General features: G+C 72.6%; 11 protein-coding genes. 10 read left to right on the forward strand and 1 reads right to left on the reverse strand.

Annotated elements, in window-relative coordinates:
- The 10 genes from IAG43_RS27130 to ispG all read left to right on the forward strand — a co-directional run bounded on the left by IAG43_RS27130 (position 1) and on the right by ispG (position 13,097).
- Positions 1-1,455: an MFS transporter gene (locus IAG43_RS27130; RefSeq protein WP_187743303.1), complete on the forward strand. Its 1,455-nt coding sequence runs from the start codon at positions 1-3 to the stop codon at positions 1,453-1,455.
- 99 nt (positions 1,456-1,554) lie between these two features.
- Positions 1,555-2,382, forward strand: a complete 828-nt coding sequence (gene ptlF / locus IAG43_RS27135) for a 1-deoxy-11-beta-hydroxypentalenate dehydrogenase (protein WP_187743304.1) — start codon at positions 1,555-1,557, stop codon at positions 2,380-2,382.
- Positions 2,340-4,154, forward strand: coding sequence for a neopentalenolactone/pentalenolactone D synthase (ptlE, locus tag IAG43_RS27140; protein ID WP_246574579.1), 1,815 nt, complete (start codon positions 2,340-2,342; stop codon positions 4,152-4,154). The genes ptlF and ptlE overlap by 43 nt, the downstream gene beginning before the upstream one ends.
- A 35-nt stretch (positions 4,155-4,189) precedes the next feature.
- On the forward strand, positions 4,190-5,089 hold the full coding sequence (gene ptlD / locus IAG43_RS27145; protein WP_187743305.1) for a neopentalenolactone/pentalenolactone F synthase: 900 nt from the start codon (positions 4,190-4,192) through the stop codon (positions 5,087-5,089).
- A complete protein-coding gene (locus IAG43_RS27150; RefSeq protein ID WP_187743306.1) occupies positions 5,086-6,099 on the forward strand; it encodes a polyprenyl synthetase family protein in 1,014 nt (337 codons plus the stop codon). The genes ptlD and IAG43_RS27150 overlap by 4 nt, the downstream gene beginning before the upstream one ends.
- Before the next feature lie 123 nt (positions 6,100-6,222).
- Complete coding sequence (ptlA, locus tag IAG43_RS27155) at positions 6,223-7,236, forward strand: pentalenene synthase (RefSeq protein WP_187743307.1); 1,014 nt, start codon at positions 6,223-6,225, stop codon at positions 7,234-7,236.
- A gap of 217 nt (positions 7,237-7,453) precedes the next feature.
- A complete protein-coding gene (ptlI, locus tag IAG43_RS27160; protein ID WP_187743308.1) occupies positions 7,454-8,848 on the forward strand; it encodes a pentalenene oxygenase in 1,395 nt (464 codons plus the stop codon).
- A complete protein-coding gene (gene ispH / locus IAG43_RS27165; protein ID WP_187743309.1) occupies positions 8,845-9,843 on the forward strand; it encodes a 4-hydroxy-3-methylbut-2-enyl diphosphate reductase in 999 nt (332 codons plus the stop codon). Before ptlI ends, ispH begins: the two co-directional genes overlap by 4 nt.
- A gap of 29 nt (positions 9,844-9,872) precedes the next feature.
- Complete coding sequence (locus IAG43_RS27170; RefSeq protein WP_187743310.1) at positions 9,873-11,660, forward strand: 1-deoxy-D-xylulose-5-phosphate synthase; 1,788 nt, start codon at positions 9,873-9,875, stop codon at positions 11,658-11,660.
- Between the two features lie 255 nt (positions 11,661-11,915).
- Positions 11,916-13,097 carry a flavodoxin-dependent (E)-4-hydroxy-3-methylbut-2-enyl-diphosphate synthase gene (gene ispG, locus IAG43_RS27175; protein ID WP_246574580.1) on the forward strand — a complete coding sequence of 394 codons (1,182 nt, stop codon included), beginning with the start codon at positions 11,916-11,918 and terminating at the stop codon, positions 13,095-13,097.
- A gap of 183 nt (positions 13,098-13,280) precedes the next feature.
- Here the strand turns inward: ispG and IAG43_RS27180 are convergent, their stop codons facing one another.
- Positions 13,281-14,255, reverse strand: coding sequence for a helix-turn-helix transcriptional regulator (locus IAG43_RS27180; RefSeq protein ID WP_187743311.1), 975 nt, complete (start codon positions 14,253-14,255; stop codon positions 13,281-13,283).
- Between the last annotated feature and the right edge of the window lie 83 nt (positions 14,256-14,338).

The following is a 14,338-nucleotide window of genomic DNA, read 5'->3' on the forward strand; positions in this document are numbered from 1 at the left end:
ATGACGAGACGCGAAGGTCTCCCCCCTCTCAAGGAGCCCGCCGCGACACCGCGACTCCCGGCCGGCCCGGAACCGGCCGCCGGGGGGCTCACCGGCATCGCCCTCGTGGTGGTGCTCACCGGATACGTCCTGTCCATCGTGGACGCCTCCATCGTCAACGTGGCGCTGAACTCGATCAGTGACGACCTCGACGGCGGCCCCGCCGCACTGGAGCTCGTGGTGTCCGGCTACGGCCTCACCTACGCCCTCGGCCTGGTACTGGGCGGACGGCTGGGCGACGCCTTCGGCAGGCGTCGCCTGTACGCCTACGGGCTCGCCGCGTTCACCGTCACCTCGGCACTGTGCGCACTCGCCCCGACCGTCGAGTTCCTCGTCGCGTCCCGGCTGCTGCAGGGCGCCGCCGCGGCCATGCTCGTACCGCAGGTGCTGGCGACGATCCAGGCGGTCACCGCCGGCCAGGCGCGTGCCCGTGCGATCGGCATGTACGGCGCGACCGCGGGCGTGGGCATGGTCATCGGACAGATCCTGGGCGGGCTGCTGGTCTCGCTGGACGTCGCCGGGATGGGCTGGCGGACGGTCTTCGTGATCAATGTGCCCATCGGAGCGGCCGCGCTGCTCGCCGTCCGGCGGGTCCCCGCGACCAGGGCCGGCACGAAGCCGGGCTTCGACCCGCTGGGCACCGTGCTGTTCGGTGTCACCATGGTCTGCGTCCTGGCCGTGGTGGTGGCCGGCCCCGGCCTGGGCTGGCCGCTGTGGCTGTGGTCGCTGCTCGTGGTCGCCGCGGTGGGGGCGCTGGCGCTGACGCGGGTCGAACGCCGCCTGGAGGCGCGGGGCGGCTCACCGCTGCTGTCCCCGTCGGTGCTGTCCCATCCGGGGATGCGCAGAGGGCTGGCGGCGATGGTGCCGTTCTCGGCCGGCTTCGGTGCCTTCCTGTTCGTCTACGCGCTGGTCGCACAGGGGCACTTCGGCTTCGGCGGGCTCGCCTCCGGTGCGGCGATGGCGCCGTTCGCCGTGGCGTTCTTCGTGGTGGTGCAGTTCACCCCGAAGATCGCGGCGGCTCTCGGCGGCCGGATCGTCACACTGGGCACCGCCGTCCAGGGCGCGAGCCTGGCGCTGCTGGCGCTGGTGCTCTGGTTCGGCTGGCCGCACCCCTCCCTGGTGCTCGTGCTCGTCGGGATCGGCCTCTTCGGCGCGGGTGCGGCGCTGATCGGCCCGACCCTGTTCCGGATGATCCTCGCCGACGTCCCCTCCGCACAGGCCGGCATGGGCAGCGGTGTGCTGGTGACCAGCCAGCAGATGGCGACCGCGCTGGGCGCGACCGTCGGCGGAACCCTCTACGTCTCCCTGGCCGGCTCGCTGTCGACGGTGTCGGCGGCCGTGCTCGTTCTCGTCCTGCTGGTGTGCTTCTCGATGACCGTGCTCGTGATCAGCCTCAAGCTCCCCGACCCCCGCTGAACCCGCACCTTCCGTACGGCGCGATCTGATCCAGACCTTCTCGTCGGCAGCGGCACGCCGTCCCGCGGCGTACCCGCGCACAGAAGCGGAGACAGCCAAGTGCACTTGCAGACAAGGGCGGCCGTGGTGACCGGCGCGGCCAGCGGCATAGGCCTCGCCCTCAGCGCCCGCTTCGCGCGGGCCGGCGCCGCCGTGGTCATGGCGGACGTCGACGGCGACGCGCTGCACCGCCGCGCGGCCGAACTCACCGCGCACGGCGGCCGGGTCACCGCCGTGACCGCCGACCTGACCGACCCGGACGCCGTCGAAGCACTGGCGGACACCGCGTACGACCTGCTCGGCGACATCGACGTGGTGTGCAACAACGCCGGAGTCCTCGGCCCCGTCGGACAGCCGCTGTGGGAGGTGCCGCTGGAGCGGATGCGGCAGGTCTTCGAGGTGAACCACTGGGCGCACGTCCTGGTGGCCCGCGCCTTCGTCCCGCGGCTGCTGGAGCGCGGCCGGCCCGCCCATCTGATCCACACCGCCTCGATGTCCGCCTTCGCCGTCGGCGCGGGCAGTGCCGCCTACGCCGCCTCCAAGCACGCCGACCTCGCGGTCGCCCGCAGTCTGCGCGCCGATCTGCGGGGCACCGGGGTCAAGGTGTCGGTGCTGTGCCCCGGCCGGGTCGACACCCCCATGGTCCGGGGCCTGACGGCCCCGCGCGGAGCGGGCGGTGACACCTCGGTGAGCGCCGAGGAGGTCGCCTCCATCGTGTGGGAGGCCCTCGGTTCCGACCGCTTCTATCTCTTCAGCAACTCCGACGCCCCGCTGCGGCTGCGCGACCAGTTCGACGACGTGTGGCGTCATGTCTCCCTTCCGCCCCCTTCCCCCGAGGAGGAGCTGTGGCCCGAACCGAAAGCGACGACCGTGGCGAGGAAAGCCTGACCATCGACCTGGACACGGTGCGGGAGAAGTACCGGCAGGAACGCGACAAGCGCAGCGCCGGCCGCACCTACCAGTTCGCGCGCGGTGACTTCAGCCGCTTCGCGCGCGACCCCTACACCGAACGCCAGGAGCGCGAGCCGCTCACCGACGAGGTGGACGTCGCCGTGGTCGGCGCCGGCATCGGCGGCCTGCTGACCGGCGCGCATCTGCGCAAGGAGACCGGCCTGGAGCGCATCCGGCTGATCGACGAGGCGGGCGACGTCGGCGGCACCTGGTACTGGAACCGCTTCCCGGGCGTCCGCTGCGACGTCGAGAGCTACATCTACATGCCGCTGCTCGAGGAGATCGGCACGATACCCACCGAGAAGTACTCCACCGGGCCCGAGATCTTCGCCCACCTCCAGAAGATCGCCCACCGGTACGACCTCTACCGCGACGCCCTGTTCCAGACCGCCGTCACCGAACTGCGCTGGGACGAGGCCGCCGGGAACTGGCTGGTGAGCACCGACCGCGGCGATCTGATCCGGGCCCGGTACGTGGCCATGTCGATCGGTCTGATGCACCGCCCCAAACTCCCCGGGCTGCCGGGCCTGGAGACGTTCGCCGGGCACTCCTTCCACACCAGCCGCTGGGACTTCGACTACACCGGCGGCGACAGCACCGGCGGCCTGACCGGGCTGAAGGACAAGACGGTCGGCGTCATCGGCACCGGCTCCACGACCATCCAGCTCGCCCCGCACCTCGCCGAGTGGGCCGAGCGGCTCGTCCTCTTCCAGCGCACCCCGGCCGCGGTCGACGTCCGCGGGAACCGGCCCACCCCGTCCGACTGGGCGGCCGGCCTCGAAGAGGGCTGGCAGCAGCGCCGGATGGAGAACTTCCACGCGCTGACCTCCGGTGTCCCGCAGGACGAGGACCTGGTCCAGGACCGCTGGACCCAGACCACGGCCAAGCTGGCCGCCGCGATCCTGCCCACCGGCGACGACGGCGGCGATCCGAAGGAGCGGGCACTCGCGGCCGAGCGGGCCGACTTCCTCAAGATGGAGGAACTGCGCGCCCGCATCGACAGCGTTGTCACCGACCCCGCGACCGCCGCCGCACTCAAGCCGTACTACCGCGTGTACTGCAAGCGGCCCTGCTTCCACGACGGCTACCTCCAGACCTTCAACCGGCCCAACGTGACCCTGGTCGACACCCAGGGGCAGGGCGTGGAGCGGCTCACCCCGGCCGGGGTGGTCGCGAACGGCCGGGAGTACCCGGTCGACTGCCTGATCTTCGCCACCGGCTACGAGCACGAGTTCGCCGTCCCGTACACCGACCGCGCCGGCTACGACATCGTCGGCCGCGACGGCGTGAGGCTGTCTCAGAAGTGGGCGGACGGGGCGCACACCCTGCACGGACTCCAGGTGAACGGCTTCCCCAACTGCTTCATCCTGTCCAAGGTCCAGGCCGGCCGGCACGTCAACATCGCCTACATGCTGGGCGAGCAGACCCGGCACCTCGCGTACGTCGTCAAGTCCGTCGAGGAGCGCGGCCACCGGGTCGTGGAGGCCTCCGAGGCCGGCGAGAAGGAATGGGTCGCGGAGATCCTCCGGCTCGCCGCGGGCGGCCTCGACTTCCTGGAGAACTGCACGCCCGGCCTCTACAACAACGAGGGCAACCCGAGCGGACTTCCCCTGCTCAACTCCAGCTACGGCGGCGGCTCGGTGGAGTTCGTGAACATCCTCAGGCGCTGGCGCGAGGCGGGCGACCTGGCCGGTCTCGAACTGCACTGACCACCCCCACCCCTCTGCGAAAGGCGGCAACGCCCATGGACGTAACGCCGATACCCGGTGCCGCGCTCGGCGCCGTCGTGCACGGCGCGCCCGTCAGCGGTGACATGGACAAGACCCGGTCCGAGGAGCTCTGGGCAGCGCTCGACGCGCATCTCGTCCTCGTCCTCCGCGGCCACGAGACCCCCTCCGACGCGGAGTTCCTAGCCTTCGGCCGCCGCTTCGGGCACATCCCGAAGACCGGTCTGACCAGCGGCGCACACCCCGACCACAACGAGATCCTGATCGTCTCCCACCTGGAGGAGGACGGCCGCAGGATCGGCGTCGGCGACGCCGGGTGGATGGACTGGCACACCGACTACTCCTTCCGCCCCCGGGTGTCCCAGGTCGGCTTCCTGGAGGCACTGGAGGTTCCGTCCTCCGGCGGCGGGGAGACCCTCTTCACCGACATGTACGCCCTGTACGAGTCGCTGTCGCCCGAGGAGCGCCGGGCCCTGCACACCTACCGGGTCCGTCACGCCCTGCGCACCGGCTACGAGGAGACCATCGAGGAGGAGCTCCAGGGCGAGGTGTCCCTCGGCGAGGACACCGCGCGGAGCCGGCCCGAGGACGGCACGTCCACCGTCCACCCCCTCATCGCCCGCAATCCGCGCACCGGGCGCCGGTCGGTGTACGTCAGCACCCTGAACACCCGGCGGATCGTGGACCTCGCCCCCGGCGACAGCCGCAGGCTGCTCGACGGGCTGCTGACGCACGCGGGCAAGCCCCAGTACACCTACGCGCACACCTGGCAGCCCGGGGACATCGTCATGTGGGACCAGCTCGGCACCGTGCACGCCAAGCAGGCCTTCGACCCGGCCGAACGGCGCGTCATGCGCCAGGTCGTCAGCATCTTCGACGACCCGACCGCCCCGTGGCGCGCGGAGGCCGCCGCATGACCACCGCCCCCGCCTCCCTCAGCCACAGCCGGGTCACGATCACCCCGGCGCTGCGTGCCGCCGTCGAGCGGCTCGACCACCGTTCACGTCACCAGGCGGCCTACCACTTCGGCTGGATCACCGCCGGTGGCGCACCCACCAGCGCCGACGCCGGGAAGGCCGTGAGGCCGGCACTCGCGCTGCTGTCGGCCGAGGCGGTCGGCGCACCGCCGGAGGTCGCCCTGCCCGGCGCCGTCGCCGTGGAACTCGTGCACAACTTCTCGCTGGTGCACGACGATCTGATGGACGGCGACGAGGAGCGCCGCCACCGGCGCACGGTGTGGAAGCTGTGGGGCCCCTCCAGCGCCATCCTGACCGGTGACGCGATGCTGGCGCTCGCCCAGGAGGTGCTGCTGGACACCGGGCTGCCCACGGCGGCGCCCGCCGCCCGGCTGCTGACACGCGCCACCCGGCATCTGATCCGCGGCCAGGTCCAGGACCTGTCCTTCGAACAGCGCTCGCACGTCACGGTCGAGGAGTGCGTCGACATGGCCGCCGGCAAGACCGGCGCGCTGCTGTCGGCGAGCGCCGCGATCGGCGCCGTCCTCGCCGGTGCGCCGGAGACGACGGTGGACGCGCTGGCGCTCTACGGCGACCAGGTCGGCCTCGCCTTCCAGCTCGTCGACGACGTCCTCGGCATCTGGGGCGATCCGGCCGCCACCGGCAAGCCCGTCCACTCCGATCTGCGGTCCCGCAAGAAGTCCCTGCCGGTCGCCCACGTACTGAACCAGGACGGTCCGCTCGGTGACGAGCTCGCCGCCTGGCTCACCACCCCCGGCGAGCCGGGCGAGGAGGAACTGCGGCGAGTGGCCGCGCTGATCGAGGACGCCGGCGGCCGGGACTGGGCGCTGGCCGAGGCCGCCCGCCGGATGGCGCTGGCCGAGGAGGCGCTGCGCGGTGTCGAGCTGGACGCCGGCGCGCGCGACGAACTCCTCGCGCTCGGGCGGTTCGTCGTCGACCGCGAGGTCTGATACCGGGCCGGCCCCCTACCCGTACGCCCTCTCCGGGCTTCCGACCCCCGACACGCGCAGCACCCCGTCAGCGCACCCCCGTCCCCGCCGCTTCCCCGCCACCCCACTCCCAAGGATTCCCCCATGCCCCAGGACGTCGACTTCCACATACCCCTGCCGGGCCGGCAGAGCCCGGACCACGCCCGCGCCGACGCCGAGCAGCTCGTCTGGCCGCGCTCGCTCGGGCTGATCAAGTCCGAGGCGGCCGCCGAGCGCCACCTGCGCGGCGGCTACGCCGACCTGGCCTCCCGCTTCTACCCCCACGCCACGGGCGCCGACCTGGACCTGGGCGTCGACCTGATGTCCTGGTTCTTCCTCTTCGACGACCTCTTCGACGGGCCGCGCGGCGAGAACCCGGAGGAGACCCGAGCGCTCACCGACGCGGTCGCGGCGGCGCTGGACGGCCCCCTCCCCGACACCGCGCCGCCCATCGCCCACGGCTTCGCCGACATCTGGGGGCGCACCTGCGAGGGCATGACGCCCGCCTGGTGCGCGCGCAGCGCCCGGCACTGGCGCGGCTACTTCGACGGCTACGTCGACGAGGCGGAGAGCCGCTTCCGGGACCGGCCGTACGAATGTGCCGCCCAGTACCTGGCCGTGCGCCGGCAGACCATCGGGGTGCAGCCGACGGTCGACCTCGCCGAGCGCGCGGGCCGCTTCGAGGTGCCGCACCGGGTCTTCGACAGCGCCGTGGTCTCCGCGATGCTCCAGATAGCAGCCGACGTCAATCTGCTGCTCAACGACATCGCCTCGCTGGAGAAGGAGGAGGCCCGCGGCGAGCAGAACAACATGGTCATGATCCTGCGCCGGGAACACGGCTGGGCCGAGGACCGCAGCGTCTCCCACATCCAGGGCGAGGTACGGGCCCGCCTGGAGCAGTACCTCCTGCTGGAGACGTGCCTGCCGCGGGTCGCCGACATCTACCGGCTGGAAGAGGCCGAGCGCGAGGCCCTGGAGCACTACCGCGACGACGCCGTGCGCACCGTGATCCGCGGTTCCTACGACTGGCACCGCTCCTCGGGCCGCTACGACGCCGAGTTCGCGGTCGCCGCCGGCGCCCAGGGCTATCTGGAGGAGCTCGGCAGCACCGCCCGCTAGCCGCACCGCCGAACGGCACCAGGCACCGCCGTACGGCACCAGGCACCGCCGTACGGCACCAGGCACCGCCGTGCGGCACCACGCACCGCGGTACGGCACCAGGCACCGCCGACCGGCACCACCCGCCGGTGCACGGCCGCCGCGGCGGCACAGTTGCCGGCCGACCCGCCCGGCCCGGCTGCCAACAGACGAGCAGAGATGGGAAGTTGAGAACCGAATGACCGAGCAGACGACCTTCTCGGTGGGAGCGGCGCCCGGCGCGCTCCCCGTCGTGGGACACGCCCTGCAGATGATGCGCCACCCCGTGAACTTCATGACCTCCCTGTCGGCCCACGGCGACCTGGTCGAGATCAGGATCGGCCCCACCACGGCCTGGGTCCCGACCCATCCCGAACTGCTGCGGCACGTCCTGACCAACGACCGCGTGTTCGACAAGGGCGGCGTCTTCTACGACCGCGCCCGTGACATCGCCGGCAACGGCCTGGTCACCTGCCCGTTCGCGGACCACCGCCGCCAGCGCCGGCTGATGCAGTCGGCGTTCACCCGCGGCCAGCTCAAGCGGTACGCCGCCGCCATGCACGCCGAGATCGAGGAGACGGCGTCGCGCTGGCAGGACGGCATGGTCGTGGACGCCTTCCAGGAGATGTACGGCATGGCGCTGCGCACGGTCGGCCGCACCCTGTACTCCATGCCCGTCAGCCCCGAGCTGACGGCCAAGGTGGAACGTTCCTTCGATGTCGTGCTCAACGGCCTGTTCCGGCAGATGTTCCTGCCGGCCTCGATCCGCCGGCTCCCCCTGCCCTCCCAGCGCCGCTACAAGAGCAACCTGGCCTTCCTGCACGAGACCACCCAGCAGCTCATCGACGACTACCGCAGCGCCGGCACCGAGCGCGACGACCTGCTCGCCGCCCTGATCGCCTCGCGCGACGACGACGGCGGCCGGCTCGGCGACCAGGAGATCCACGACCAGGTCATCACCGTCATGGCGGCCGGCACCGAGACCGTCGCCGGCACCCTCACCTGGGTCTTCTACCTCCTCTCCCAGCACCCGGAGATCGAGGCCGCGCTCTACGACGAGATCGACACCGTCCTGGAGGGCCGCGCCCCGCAGTGGGACGACCTGCCGAACCTCTCGCTGGCCGACCGGATCATCTCCGAGGCGCTGCGACTGCACCCGCCGGCCTGGCTGTTCACGCGCCTCACCACCGCCCCGACCGAAGTGGCGGGCCGGGAGCTGCCCACCGGCTCCACCGTCGTCTTCAGCCCCGCCGCGGTCGCCCAGTACGAGGACGCCTTCGAGAACCCCGGGACGTTCGACCCCGACCGCTGGCTCCCGGACCGCATCGCGCCCGCCTCCCGCCACGCCTTCGTGCCGTTCGGCACCGGTGCGCGCAAGTGCATCGGCGACCTCTACGCACGCACCGAGGCCACCCTGGGCCTCGCCACCATCCTCGGCCGCTGGCGGGTCACCTGCGAGCCCGGCATGGACATCCGCCCGGTCCCGCTGGCCACCGTCTACCACCCGCGCCGACTGCGCCTGAGGCTGGACGCGCGCACCCCGCGTCCCGTGACCTCCGCCGTCCCCGCACCGGCCGGGGGTGACGCGGCGTGAGCGGAGGGAACGTGGTCCTTGCCCAGCCGCGCGGCTTCTGCGCGGGCGTACGGCGCGCCATCGGCATCGTCGAGCGGGCACTGGACCTGCACGGTGCACCGGTGTACGTGCGCAAGGAGATCGTGCACAACCACCACATCGTCTCGGAGCTGCGAAAGCGGGGCGCGGTCTTCGTCGACAGCGAGGAGGAGGTCCCGCAGGGCGCGGTCTGCGTGTTCTCCGCGCACGGGGTCTCCCCGGACGTGCGCTCCGCCGCCGCCGGCCGGCAGCTCGACGTCATCGACGCCACCTGCCCGCTGGTCTCCAAGGTCCACCAGGAGGCGGTGCGCTTCGCCCGTGACGGCCGCACCGTCCTCCTCGTCGGGCACCAGGGCCACGAGGAGGTCGAGGGCGTCCTCGGCGAGGCTCCCGACCGGATCGTCGTCATCGCGACCGAGGACGACGTACGGCGTCTGGGCCTGCCCGACGACACACCGGTCGCCGTCCTCACCCAGACCACCCTCTCGTTCGACGAGACCGAGCGCGTCGTCGAGGCCCTGCGTGCCCGCTTCACCGACCTGATCACCCCCGGCGACGACATCTGCTACGCCAGCCAGAACCGGCAGAACGCCGTCAAGGACCTCGCACGCGACAACGACCTGGTCCTCGTCGTCGGCTCGTACAACTCCAGCAACTCGCTGCGGATGGTCGAGGTGGCCCGTGACCACGGCGCCGCCGCCCATCTGGTGCCCGACGCACAGCACCTCGACGTGGCCTGGCTGACGGACGTGTCGTCGGTCGGGATCAGCGCCGGGGCCAGCGCCCCGGAGAATCTCGTCGACGGGCTCGTCACCCGGCTCGCCGAACTCGGCTTCGCACAGGTCGAGCTCCAGCGGGGCATCGCCGAGGACGTCGTCTTCTCCATGCCCGGCCGGCTGGCCGACCCGGTCACCGGCCGCGTCCCGCGGACACCGCTGGCCGGCGAGATCTCGACCGCACCCGATGGAGCGCGATGAATCCGGCACCGGAGAAGGAGAGTTGCGCCATGCCACGCCTGGAGGACATCCGGGGACCGGAGGACCTGCGCGCCCTGTCCCCGCAGGCCGCCCGCGCACTGGCGCCGCAGATCCGGCGGCTGCTGGTGGACACCTGCACCGCCAACGGCGGCCACCTCGGGCCCAACCTCGGCGTCGTCGAACTGTCCATCGCCCTGCACCGTGTCTTCGCATCCCCCCGCGACAGAATCCTGTGGGACACCGGCCACCAGGCCTACGTCCACAAGATGCTCACCGGCCGCGCCGGGGCCCTCGGCACGCTCCGGCGCACCGGCGGCATGTCGGGCTACCCCTGCCGCGCCGAGTCCGAGCACGACGTCATCGAGAACTCCCACGCCTCGACCTCCCTGTCCTGGGCGGACGGCGTCGCCCGCGCCAACGCCCTGCTCGGACGGAGCGACCGCGCCGTGGTCGCCGTGCTCGGCGACGGCGCGCTCACCGGGGGCATGGCCTGGGAAGCCCTCAACAACATCGCGGCCGCTCCGGAACGCCCCGTCGTCGTGGTCCTCAACGACAACGGCCGCTCCTACGCGCCCACCGCGGGCGCCGTCGCCGCACACCTCGCCGAGCTGCGCGACGGCGGCGGCCGGGACAGCCTCTTCGAGAACCTGGGGCTCGCCTACGTCGGCCCGGTGGACGGCCATGACATCGAGGCCGTGGAGACCGCGCTGCGCACGGCCGCGGCCCTGCGCAAGCCCGTGGTGGTGCACTGCGTCACCGAGAAGGGCCGCGGCCACCTCCCCGCCGAACAGGACGACACGGACCGCTTCCACGCCGTGCGCGCCGCCTCCGCCCGGAAACCGGGGGGCGCACCCAGCTGGACGTCCGTGTTCGGCAGCGAACTGGCCGATCTCGCCGCCGACCGGCCGGACGTGGTCGCCGTCACCGCGGCCATGCTCGACCCGACCGGGCTGAGCGAGTTCGCCCGCCGCCACCCCGAGCGCGTCATCGACGTCGGCATCGCCGAACAGCACGCCGTGACCGCCGCCGCCGGACTCGCCCTCGGCGGGGCGCACCCGGTCGTCGCCCTGTACGCCACCTTCCTCAACCGGGCCTTCGACCAGCTCCTGATGGATGTGGCCCTGCACCGCGCCCCGGTGACGTTCGTCCTGGACCGGGCGGGCGTGACCGGCGACGACGGCCCCTCGCACAACGGCATGTGGGACCTGTCGCTGCTCAACCTGGTGCCCGGCCTGCGGCTGGCCGCCCCACGCGACGCGGCCACCCTGCGCCGCGCCCTGCGGGAGGCCGTGGCCTGCGACGACGGCCCCACCGCCCTGCGCTTCCCCAAGGGCCCCAGCCGGGCGGACATCCCGGCGGTGGACGTCTGCGCCGGGCTGGACGTCCTGCACCGCGGCGAGCGTCCCGACATCCTGCTGGTCTCCGTCGGTGCCATGGCCGCCACCTGCCTCGACGTCGCCGGACAGCTGGCCGGGCAGGGCGTCGGCGTCACCGTCGTGGACCCCCGCTGGATCCAGCCGGTGCCGGCCGGTCTGACCACGCTCGCCCTCGACCACCAGCTGGTCGCCACGGTCGAGGACAGCGGCCGGGTCGGCGGCGCCGGGGCGCGTGTCGCCCAGGCACTCGGCGACGCCGCGCCCGGCCTGCCGGTGCGCGTCTTCGGGATCCCGCAGCGCTTCCTCGACCACGGCTCACGGGCCGACGTCCTGGAGGCCGCCGGCCTCACCCCCCGCCATCTCACCCGTGCGCTGCTGGAGGCCCTGCCCTCCGGGCGGCGGGACCGGCAGGGGGCCACCGCCACCGCCGCCGTCGGCTGACACCGGGCACCCCGACGGGCGGTCGGCGACCAGCCGCACGGCGACCACCCCGCCGACCGCCCGTGACACGGCCGCCCACCAGGCACGCCCGCACCCGCCGGGCGCCCGTCCTCCGTACGCCCGTCCTCCGTACGCCCTCACGCACGTGCCCCGTACGTGCCCACTCGTCCTCAGTACGTCCACAGCGCTCAACGGCACACAGCCATCAGCCACCTCCGGTCCGCCCGGACCGGCCGACCATCTTGGGGAACTGCCATGCCTGTCGCTCTCGGAGTGCCGACGGTGCCGCCGAGGCTGGCCCGACGACGTACCAGCCGTCAGATCCACGTGGGGACCGTCCCCGTGGGCGGAGACGCCCCGGTCTCGGTCCAGTCCATGACCACGACCCGTACGTCCGACATCGGCGCGACTCTCCAGCAGATCGCCGAACTCACCGCCTCCGGCTGCCAGATCGTCCGCGTCGCCTGCCCCACCCAGGACGACGCCGACGCCCTCGCGACCATCGCCCGCAAGTCGCGGATCCCGGTCGTCGCCGACATCCACTTCCAGCCCAAGTACGTCTTCGCCGCCATCGAGGCCGGCTGCGCGGCCGTGCGCGTCAACCCGGGCAACATCAAGCAGTTCGACGACAAGGTCAAGGAGATCGCCCGGGCCGCCACGGACCACGGCACCCCGATCCGCATCGGCGTCAACGCGGGCTCGCTCGACGGGCGCCTGCTGAAGAAGTACGGCAGGGCGACGCCGGAGGCCCTGGTCGAGTCGGCGCTGTGGGAGGCGTCCCTCTTCGAGGAGCACGGCTTCCGGGACATCAAGATCTCGGTCAAGCACAACGACCCCGTCGTCATGGTCGAGGCGTACCGGCAGCTCGCGGCCCGGTGCGACTACCCGCTGCACCTCGGCGTCACCGAGGCCGGCCCCGCGTTCCAGGGCACCGTCAAGTCGGCCGTCGCCTTCGGCGCGCTGCTCGCCGAGGGCATCGGCGACACCATCCGCGTCTCCCTCTCCGCGCCGCCCGCCGAGGAGGTCAAGGTCGGCATCCAGATCCTGGAGTCCCTGAACCTCAGGCAGCGCGGCCTGGAGATCGTCTCCTGCCCGTCCTGCGGCCGCGCCCAGGTCGACGTGTACAAGCTGGCCGAAGAGGTCACGGCGGGTCTGGAGGGCATGGACGTCCCGCTGCGGGTGGCCGTCATGGGGTGCGTGGTGAACGGCCCCGGGGAGGCCAGGGAGGCGGACCTCGGCGTCGCCTCCGGCAACGGCAAGGGGCAGATCTTCGTCAAGGGCGAGGTCGTCAGGACCGTCCCCGAGTCGAAGATCGTCGAGACGCTCATGGAGGAGGCGTTCAAGCTCGCGGAGCTGATGCGGCGCGACGACGCCGACGCCGGCGCCTCCGATGCCGCTTCCGACGCCCGGCACGTCACTCCGGAGGCGGGGATGTAGGGCCGCGGGGCCATCGGCAGCCTTCCGGGGGAGCGGGAGGAGGCAGGGGGCCGCCGGCCTGTCCGGACTCGTCCGGACAGGCCGGCGGCCGAGCCGGACGATCACACGCCCGGCCGCTCGCGAGGCGGGCCGGCTGCCCACACACCCTCGGTCTCGGTCACCCGGACTGGCGCCGGACCCCTCTCACGACGACGCTCCGTAGCGGGAGGCGATCACGGCCGCACGGTCGTGCAGGGCGTTGCGCAACCACTGCGGGGCAAGGACCTCCGCACTCGTATCGAGCTGCCACAGCGCCCATTCGGCATGCCGTCGATCCTGGAAGGTCACCTCCAACCGCAGCCGGTCGTCCGTGTCGGCTTCCTCGGCGAGGACGGCCAGCGCAGTGCCCGCAAGGTCCTCCCGCCGCGCCGGGTCCACCCGTACCAGGACGGCGACCTGGTCCCCGCCGGTCCGGAACCGTGTGCTCCGTTCCTGCCAGGCCCGGTCCAGATCGACCCGGTCCGGCCGCTGCGCCGGCTCGGCGAGTTCCTCGGCAGCCAGAACGCGGGACAACCGGTAGGTGCGGTCCGCGCCGGACCGCGTGGCCAGCAGGTAGCCCTGGTCGCGCACGGTGACCAGGCCGATCGGGTCCACTGTGCGCCACTTCGCGCTCTGGCCGACGGCCGCGTAGTGGATGCGCAGCCTGTGCCCGGCGAACACCGCACGCAGGACCTCGGCCATGACGGCATCGGGCACCTCCTCGGCAACCAGCCGGCGCGAGAGGAGGTCGGTCTCCGGCTCGATGAGCAGTCGCTGAGCCGCGCCGGCCGCAGTGTCCCGGTAGGTCTCAGGAAGCGCGTCGACCACCTTGAGCATCGCCGAGGCGAGCGCCGAACCGAGGCCGAACATCTGCACGCCGCGCCTCGAACCGGCGACCAGCAGGGCGAGCGCCTCGTCGTGGTTCAGCCCCGTGAGCTCGGTCCGGAACCCGGGCAGCAGGGCGAAGCCGCCGTGCCGACCGCGCTCGGCGTAGACCGGGACGCCTGCGGCGGACAGGGCCTCGATGTCGCGCAGCACGGTGCGAGTGGACACCTCCAGCTCGCGGGCCAGCGCGGACGCGGGCAGTCGGCCGTGCTGCCGCAGCAGCAGGACCAGTGACACCAGACGGTCGGCGCGCATGCGGAGATCCTAGGGACATACGTGACACATGATGTCGTGTTTTGTTGACAGGGTTGACCGGTGTGACAGAGCCCCATCGCACA

The organism is Streptomyces genisteinicus, assembly GCF_014489615.1.
GTDB lineage: Bacteria > Actinomycetota > Actinomycetes > Streptomycetales > Streptomycetaceae > Streptomyces > Streptomyces genisteinicus.

Coding starts and splice junctions, on each gene's coding strand:
- IAG43_RS27130 (WP_187743303.1), top strand. CDS start 1: ATGACGAGACGCGAAGGTCTCCCCCCTCTCAAGGAGCCCGCCGCGACA.
- ptlD (WP_187743305.1), top strand. CDS start 4,190: ATGGACGTAACGCCGATACCCGGTGCCGCGCTCGGCGCCGTCGTGCAC.
- IAG43_RS27150 (WP_187743306.1), top strand. CDS start 5,086: ATGACCACCGCCCCCGCCTCCCTCAGCCACAGCCGGGTCACGATCACC.
- ptlA (WP_187743307.1), top strand. CDS start 6,223: ATGCCCCAGGACGTCGACTTCCACATACCCCTGCCGGGCCGGCAGAGC.
- ptlI (WP_187743308.1), top strand. CDS start 7,454: ATGACCGAGCAGACGACCTTCTCGGTGGGAGCGGCGCCCGGCGCGCTC.
- IAG43_RS27170 (WP_187743310.1), top strand. CDS start 9,873: ATGCCACGCCTGGAGGACATCCGGGGACCGGAGGACCTGCGCGCCCTG.
- ispG (WP_246574580.1), top strand. CDS start 11,916: ATGCCTGTCGCTCTCGGAGTGCCGACGGTGCCGCCGAGGCTGGCCCGA.
- IAG43_RS27180 (WP_187743311.1), bottom strand. CDS start 14,255: ATGCGCGCCGACCGTCTGGTGTCACTGGTCCTGCTGCTGCGGCAGCAC.